5 protein-coding genes and 1 pseudogene are annotated in these 7493 nt (G+C 64.4%); 1 reads left to right on the top strand and 5 read right to left on the bottom strand.

All coding sequences use genetic code 11. The features are described 5' to 3' along the window. Nucleotides 1–200: 200 nt before the first annotated feature. Complete coding sequence (gene purU, locus MOV75_RS20610; protein ID WP_246918977.1) at nt 201–1064, bottom strand: formyltetrahydrofolate deformylase; 864 nt, start codon at nt 1062–1064, stop codon at nt 201–203. 143 nt (nt 1065–1207) lie between these two features. On the opposite strand from purU, the gene MOV75_RS20605 reads away from it, so the two are divergent. After that, a complete protein-coding gene (locus tag MOV75_RS20605) occupies nt 1208–2050 on the top strand; it encodes a uroporphyrinogen-III synthase (protein WP_246918978.1) in 843 nt (280 codons plus the stop codon). A 186-nt stretch (nt 2051–2236) separates the two neighbouring features. Here the strand turns inward: MOV75_RS20605 and MOV75_RS20600 are convergent. The 4 genes and pseudogenes from MOV75_RS20600 to MOV75_RS20585 all read right to left on the bottom strand — a co-directional run. Next, nucleotides 2237–2398 (bottom strand): annotated as a pseudogene (locus MOV75_RS20600) (adenylate/guanylate cyclase domain-containing protein); the annotation flags it as partial. A 178-nt stretch (nt 2399–2576) separates the two neighbouring features. Continuing rightward, nucleotides 2577–3257 carry a redoxin domain-containing protein gene (locus MOV75_RS20595; RefSeq protein WP_246918979.1) on the bottom strand — a complete coding sequence of 227 codons (681 nt, stop codon included), beginning with the start codon at nt 3255–3257 and terminating at the stop codon, nt 2577–2579. A 21-nt stretch (nt 3258–3278) separates the two neighbouring features. Then, on the bottom strand, nt 3279–6596 hold the full coding sequence (locus tag MOV75_RS20590; RefSeq protein ID WP_246918980.1) for an adenylate/guanylate cyclase domain-containing protein: 3318 nt from the start codon (nt 6594–6596) through the stop codon (nt 3279–3281). A gap of 256 nt (nt 6597–6852) precedes the next feature. Further along, a partial coding sequence (locus tag MOV75_RS20585) for a CHAT domain-containing protein (protein ID WP_247006493.1) occupies nt 6853–7493 on the bottom strand: 641 nt, incomplete at its 5' end.

The raw sequence follows: 7493 nt of genomic DNA, 5'->3' as shown, positions 1-7493 counted from the left end.
CGCAATACGACGCCTACATGCGGGAACGCGAACGCAAGCGGCTGCTGCCCGCGGCGGATCGCGAGAAGGAAGAGCAGGCGCAGAAGGGCGCGACGGGGACGACGTCGGGCAACGCGGTGCGGTAAGAGGCGATTGGCGAATAGGGAGTAGCGAGTAGAAGGCCGCCCCCATTCCATGCGCTACTCGCCACTCCCTATTCGCTAATCCACAAACACCACGGTCTTGCGGCCGTTGAGGATGACGCGGTCGTCGAGATGGTAGCGGATCGCGCGGGCGAGCACGCGGCGCTCGATGTCGCGGCCCTTGCGGACGAGATCTTCCGGCGTATCGCGATGGCTGATGCGCTCGACGTCCTGGTCGATGATCGGGCCCTCGTCGAGGTCGCGCGTGACGTAATGCGCGGTCGCGCCGATCAGCTTGACGCCGCGCTCATGGGCCTGGTGATAGGGTTTTGCGCCCTTGAAGCCCGGCAGGAACGAGTGGTGGATGTTGATGCAGCGCCCCGACAGCTTCGCCGACAGATCATCCGACAGGATCTGCATGTAGCGGGCAAGCACGACGAGATCGGTCTTGGTGTTGCCGACGAGGTCCATGATCTGGCCCTCCTGCTCGCGCTTGGTCTCCTTGGTCACGGGGAGATGGTGGAACGGAATGCCGCCGAAATCGAGCCCGGAATAGACCTCGCGCGGATGGTTGGAGACGATGGCGGCAAGCGTCATCGGCAGCTCGCCGGTGCGCCAGCGATAAAGGATATCGACCAGACAATGGTCGGACTTCGACACCAGCAGCATCACCTTGCGATGCGCAGCCCGGTCGCGCATCTGCCATTCCATGCCGAAACGCTCGGCGATCGCGGCAAAGCCGGTCTGCAGCGCCGACAGTTCCACGGCAAGATCGGCAGCGGTGAACACCACCCGCATGAAGAACTTCTTGGTCTCGACGTCATCGAACTGCTGGGCGTCGAGGATGTTCTGTCCGTTATGCGCGAGGAACGTCGACACCGCCGAGACGATGCCGGGACGATCCGGACAGGACAGGGTCAGGACGTATTGATGATCGGGCATGGCTCTTGATGAAGGTTTGTGCAACGGGTGCGGAACAATCCGCGATTTGCGCCCTGCTCTAGCACCGACCCCAGCCTTGCGCCAATCCCGGACGAAGAGTCAGGATGAACGGACGATTGCGATTTAATGACCGGAGTACGCCCATGGCCGACCGCTTGAACGGCACCCGCATCCTGATCCTGGAGACCCGCGAGGAGGCGCAGTTCTCAAAACTTCTGGCCGAGCAAGGCGCCGAGGTCGTGCAGTGCCCGATGTTCACCATTCACGATGCGCCGGACCCGGCCCCGGTCGAGGCCTGGATTCGCCGCGCCATTGAGAAGCCTTTTGACGATCTCGTGCTGATGACCGGCGAAGGCCTGCGGCGGATCATGAAGCTTGCCCGCGCCCGCGGACTCGACCAGACCCTTATCGCGGCGCTCGCCAAAGCGCGGAAATTCACCCGCGGCCCGAAGCCCGGCAAGGCGTTGCGCGAGGTCGGCCTGGAAGCGCAGCAGACCACGGAGAAACCGACCACCGAAGGCGTCATCCAGATGCTGGGAAAGCTCGATCTGAGGGGCCGGCGCCTCGGCCTCCAGCTCTATCCGGACAAGGACCACAGCGAGCTGACCGGCGCCCTGGCCGCGCAAGGCGCCGCGGTCGATACCGTGCTGCCCTATGTCTACGATTCCAGGGCAGCGGACGCCAACATCGTCACGGCGATCGACGACATGGCCGCGGGGCGGATCGATGCCCTCGCGCTGACCAATCTCGGCCAGGTCCGCCGCCTGATCGAGGCCGCGAAGGCGCATGGCAGCGAGGCCAAGCTGCGCGCCGGCCTCGAACAGACATTGATTGCGTCAGTAGGCCCGGCGGTCTCCGGCGAGCTCGCCGCGCACGGCCTGCGCACGGACATCTCGCCGGCGGAAGACGCCTATTTCATGCGTCCGCTGATCTCGGCGATGGCCGTGGGGCTGGCGGCGAAGAAGCCGAAAGTTCCGGTGAAGTGAAAATGTACAGCAGGGTCTGGCGCACGACACGATACACGCACGCAATGCCTTCGATGCCGCGGAGAGATGCATCAAACTCAAAGATGGCGTGACCCGCGAGGGGACCGCTGACGCCCGGCGCCGGATAAAGCGCTCGCGCACCAGAGCATAGGCATTCAGATCGTCGCCGCTCGTTGTCGCACGGGAAAGAAGCAGGTCGATGCTTTCCGCCTCGGCGATGGCGCGATCGCGCGGGAATGCCAGAGGATTGATCCGGTAAAGGGAGAGATCGTCACCGCTTCTGATTGGCGTTTCAAATTTCGAGATCACGCGCGGGTTCCAGGATCGGGCCTGCTCAATCTCGATCATCGTGCTTCGAGGAGTGCGCCCGAGTCATTGCAATGGCATGATCAGGAATGGTCGCGTTCAAACTGATGCGTATTTCACGCGGCCACGAAATTTCCGCGATGACGACGCCAGCGGAGAGAAAGCCGCGGGTTGCAGCGCGTTGAGCGAAGTATTCGAACCGCCGACCAAGCGACGATGCTTAGCTTGCCACTTGCGAGGCGGCCGACATCAATTCCTGAGGGCTGGGCATCCCGAACATGCGCTGGCCGCCTTCGGGAACCTCCGTAAAGGTCCAGCGCACGACCCCCTCCCGATCGAGCAGGAACTGGCCGAACAGCTGACCCTGGCCGGTCGCCGCCATGCGTTGATCGGCCTCCATCATCTCGTAGCCATCCTTCTTGTTGAGCTGCTCGGCCGCCGCCAAACGATTCATCGGCCCCGGCAATTCTCCGGGAATGTCCACTTGCATGCTCATGACCACATCCATGCCCACCTTGCGCGGCCACTCGGTTTCCTTCTCCGTGAACTCGAGATTGGGCAGGCCGAACGCGCGGTGCGAGACCCGCTCGGGGTCGGACGCGGCGAGCAGATTGGGCAATGGATGATAGCGGAAGTAGAGCCGCGCGCGCTCGATGGGCGTATTCACGATGGTGAGACTTTCGACCCCCTTGTCGCGCAGAGCCGCGTCTAGTTGCGCCTGTGCCGCGATATGGCGGCGGCAGAACGGGCAGTGCAGACCTCGAAACAAGCCGATCAATATCGGACTATGCCCGCGAAAATCCTGGAGCGCGATCTTTCCATCGCGTGTGATGGCATCCAGCTCGACGTTCGGTGCTCGATCGCCCGGTTGAAGCGGTCCGTTGACATGAAGTTCTGACATGGTTGAACTCCTTCATATGACCTAGTCAAGAAATGGCAGTACGATCAGCCCGGCGGGATCAAGCCCGTGGCGGGCGCAGACATCGTGGGCCAGCGCGAAATATCGGTCGGCCTCGGGCATGTCGCCTCGATCAAGGCTCAGTGTCGCGAGACCATCATAGCACGGAAAGAGCTGCTGCGGTTCGCCGGTTTCGTTCGCTACCTCGATTGCCTCATTGTAGCAGAGGGCGGCCAGATCGGGGCGGAAATGGCATTGATGGATTTGCCCGAGTACGATCAAGGGCACGGAGAGATGCTCCCGCTGATCGAGCGCACGGTCGATTTCGATCGCCTTCTCCGCTGCCGGCACCCCCTCCTCGGTACATCTGTCCGTGAAGGTACAACAAGCAACGGCAAAATTGGCGAGAAGACGCGCCTGGAAGCCGAGATCCCCGATCCGACACGCGACATCCAGTCCACGCCGGCAGACCTCCACGGCTTTCGCCGGGTCGACAATCGTGTAGAGCACACCGAGATTGGTGTAGCCGCGGCAGGCGACGTTAAGCAGGCCGGCGGCTTCGGCGGCTGCGACACTTTGCTCTACCTCGCGCACCGCCTCCTGGTGTCGTCCAACCCGCGCCAGTGCAACCCCCTTGGTATTGAGAGCCTCCGCAATGGCGCGCGCCGCCTCGAGCACGGCGTGCTTATCGGCGTCGGCAGGCACGGATCGGGCATAGCCGAGCGCCTCCTCTGCCCAGCTCGCGGCGGCCACGTGGTCGCCGGTGCGAAACGCGAGACGGCCGCGCTCCTGCAAGAGATGCGCCCACTCGATGGGCGCGTCGATCCCTCCAAGCAGTTTGGCTGCCTCAGCGTAATGCGTCTCCGCCTTGATCCGCTTGCCGGCGTCCCACAGCAATCGGCCAAGCTTGCGGAGAATCCGCGCTTCGCCGATCCGGTCCTCTGCGGCTCGGTACCCCTCCAACGCGCTCTGATAGTGCTCCTCGGCCGTATTCCGCCGGCCAGCCGCGCCACAAAGGTCCGCAATCCGCTCGTACAGGACCAGACGCTCCGGCTCCCGTTCGCCGCTGGCCAGCAGCACGGCGAGGGCCTGTCGGTAGAGACGGATGGCATCGTCGTTGGCATAGCTCGCGCGTGCGCGGTCGCCGGCCGCGCGCAGATAGCGCGCGCCCTTCGGCTTGCTCGCGCTCAGACTGAAGTGATGTCCGAGCAGTATGAGATCCTCGAGGCGCTCGGGCTCATTGCCGTAGAGCCGCTCCAGCGCGGCACCAATCCGTCCGTGAAGCTCGATCCGGCGCTGCTGAAGCAGGTTTTGATAGATCACGTCCTGAAGCATGGTTTGCGTGAAACGGTAGGTGCGCAGCGAAATCGAGTTCGAACCCGCGATCTCCTCGATGATCTCCGCGTCGCATAGAAGTTCGAGCCCTGCTTCGACCCTCGCTGGCTCGGTTGCCGCCGCGCCAAGTACACCCGCATCAAGACGCGGGCCGATTACCGCGGCCTCCTGCGCCAGGAGGCGGACCTGATGCGGCAACCGGTCGAGGCGAGCCAGCAACAACGCCTGAATGCTTGCCGGAATATCGGCGGCGGCTTCATCCGACTTCACCCGCCACTGCGCTCCGTCGCGTTCCAGGGTGCCGGCCTCGATGAGGCCGCGTATGATCTCCTCGAGGAAAAGCGGATTGCCGCCGGCGCGATCGAGGATCCGACTGAACAGACGTCCCGGCGGTTCGCACCAACCGTGCCTGAAGTAGGCCGCGAGCAGCCTCTGTCCGTCAGCGTTGCCAAGCGGAGGCAGCCGAAGGGTCGTGTGACTGATCCTGCTCGAACCGAGCTGCTCCAGTTCCAGCGTCGGCCGATGCGTAAACAGCAGCATCAGCCGCGTCCGCTCGAGTCGGTCCATCAGGAACCGCAACGCTTCAAGAGACACCGCGTCGGCCCAGTGCAGATCCTCGACGATGATCAGCAGCGGCGACAGTGCCAGGCGGCGTTCGAAGACGGTGCGAATCGCGAAGAATATCTGCCGGCGGAGCTGTTCGGGCTCGACATGCCTGAGCACGGCGTTGGGGTCGCCGAGGCCGAGTACGTGCAGATAGAGCGGCATCAGGCGGTCGGCCTCGTCCGTCGCGAGGCCAAGCTCCGACAGCGCTTCGGCGACCTTCGCCTCCGCCTCTCTGGCGCTCGCCTTCTGCGCGATGCCATAAGCGCTGCGCAGCACGGCGGCGAGTGCGCCGTAAGACTGTTCGCCGAGCGGCGAGCAGACCGCGCGCCGGACCGCCAAGTCTGCGAAGCGATCCTCCTCACGGATACGGGCGAGGAATTCGTCGACCAGCCGCGTTTTCCCAATACCCGCTTCGCCAATCAGCCGCACCAGTTGAGCCGCACCGTCGCGCGCGCGATCAAGGCTGCCGATCACGCGCGCAAGCTCGGCGTCGCGCCCGACCAGCGGTGCATCAAGGCCCAGCGTGTCGAGGCCGCGTGCCGCGCGGGGCGTATCGAGCGGTCCCTTCAGACGATGGACCAGAACGCTACCCATCTTGCCCTTGAGCGAAACCTCGCCAAGCGAGTCATAGGAGAATGCATGCCGCGTCAGGCGGTGGGTCAGCGGCCCGACCAGCACCTCGCCCGGCGCCGCCATCGACTGCAACCGCTGCGCGGTATTCACAGTATCGCCGGTCACCGAAAAGGATTTGGCAACGCCCACACCTAACCCGCCCGCAACGACGTGCCCGGTGTTGATGCCGACATGGAGCAGCAGCGGTGAACCGGCATAGGCTTTTGCGCGCTCGCTGAGGCGCGCCGTCCGGCTGATCATGTCGAGGGCAGCGCGGACCGCCCGCTCGGGGTCGTCCTCGTGCGCGGCCGGTGCACCAAACAGCGCGAGCAGCGCATCGCCGATGAATTTGTCCACGAAGCCGCCATAGCTCTGCACCGCAGCCGTCAGTTCCTCGAACAATTGGTTCTGAAGCGTCTGCATGACCTCGGGGTCGAGCCGCTCGCTCATCGCAGTGAAGCCGCTGAGGTCGGCAAACAGCACGGTGATGGTGCGGCGGTTTGCCTCGCTGTCGATCCTGTCGGACTGCGGACGACATGCTTGTTGCGGGTCGGCCAGCGGTGCCAGCGGCGGCGAGGAGGCCCTGATCGGCGCTGTCGGCCGGCTCGGCCGCGCCTCTCCCCCGTCTTTGAGGGCCTCACCGACCAGGGCGCCGCATTTCGGGCAATAGGCGAAATCCGGTGCGCATGCATAGCCGCAGCCGGGGCACGCGTTGGGCTGCTTCGTGCCGCACTTCGGGCAGAAGGCAAAGCCGCTCTGAACCTCGGAACCGCAGCAAGAGCAGTTCATGGGTCAAGACCCCGCGAAAGCCGCGACGGCGCGATCTACTGGACGACCGGATGGGTCCAGGAACCCGGCGAGCATGGGCTCGTTGCATTGGAAGAGCAAGCGGTGGTTGGTTAACGGACGTGGTCGCGGCTTCACTCCTCGCTCGCAACTGCGCAGTCTTCCGATGTCGAGGATAGTGACCTCGCCATACCCCGGCAGCAACAACCGCGCCTTCTCCAGCCGGTTCGTGCGCGGCGGCGCACTGATATGCATAGCACTATATGGCGCCGTTCCCCACCAGCACGAACGGCGCCCAGATGCCGGGCAGCGCATTCGCGCCGCCCTTCGCAATCAGTGCCGAGATAGAGCGACGCAGCGCCTCGGCGCGGCCGATGTCTGGATGTGCGTTGAGGGCATCGATCGTACCGGTCGTGATGACCACCGCTGCATCGGAGTTGACCGCCCAGTGCGAGACCAACAGCGCACGCGTGCCCGCATAGAAGAACGCCCGCGCGAGACCTGAGAAGGCCTCCGAATTGGCCGCCTGGCCGCCGGCCGTATTGCACGCCGACAGGATCACCCAATCGGCGTCGAGCCTGAGGCCCGAGATCTCCGACGATGAGAGATAGCCGTCATCGGCTTGCGTTGCCGCCGCTGGCGGGCTCAGGATCAACCCGGGTTCGATCGAGCCGCGCACCTGCCCCGCAAGCGCGCCATGCGTCGCGAAATGCAGGATGCGATATTTTGCGAGATCGCCGCTCTGGCTGAACGTCTTCATCTTCGTCTCGGACGCATCATTGGCGAGCAAGACATCGCCTTTGACGGGCGCGAAGGTGCCTGCCACCGCGCACAATTCGAGCGCGGTTTCCGGCAGCGGCATCTGGCGCCTGAGCTGCGCAATGTCCGCCGCGCCGCCCG

This window comes from Bradyrhizobium sp. PRIMUS42 (genome assembly GCF_023006515.1).
GTDB lineage: Bacteria > Pseudomonadota > Alphaproteobacteria > Rhizobiales > Xanthobacteraceae > Bradyrhizobium.
The sequence above is the reverse complement of the archived record's forward strand: the minus strand, read 5'-3'. Positions and strand labels throughout refer to the sequence as shown.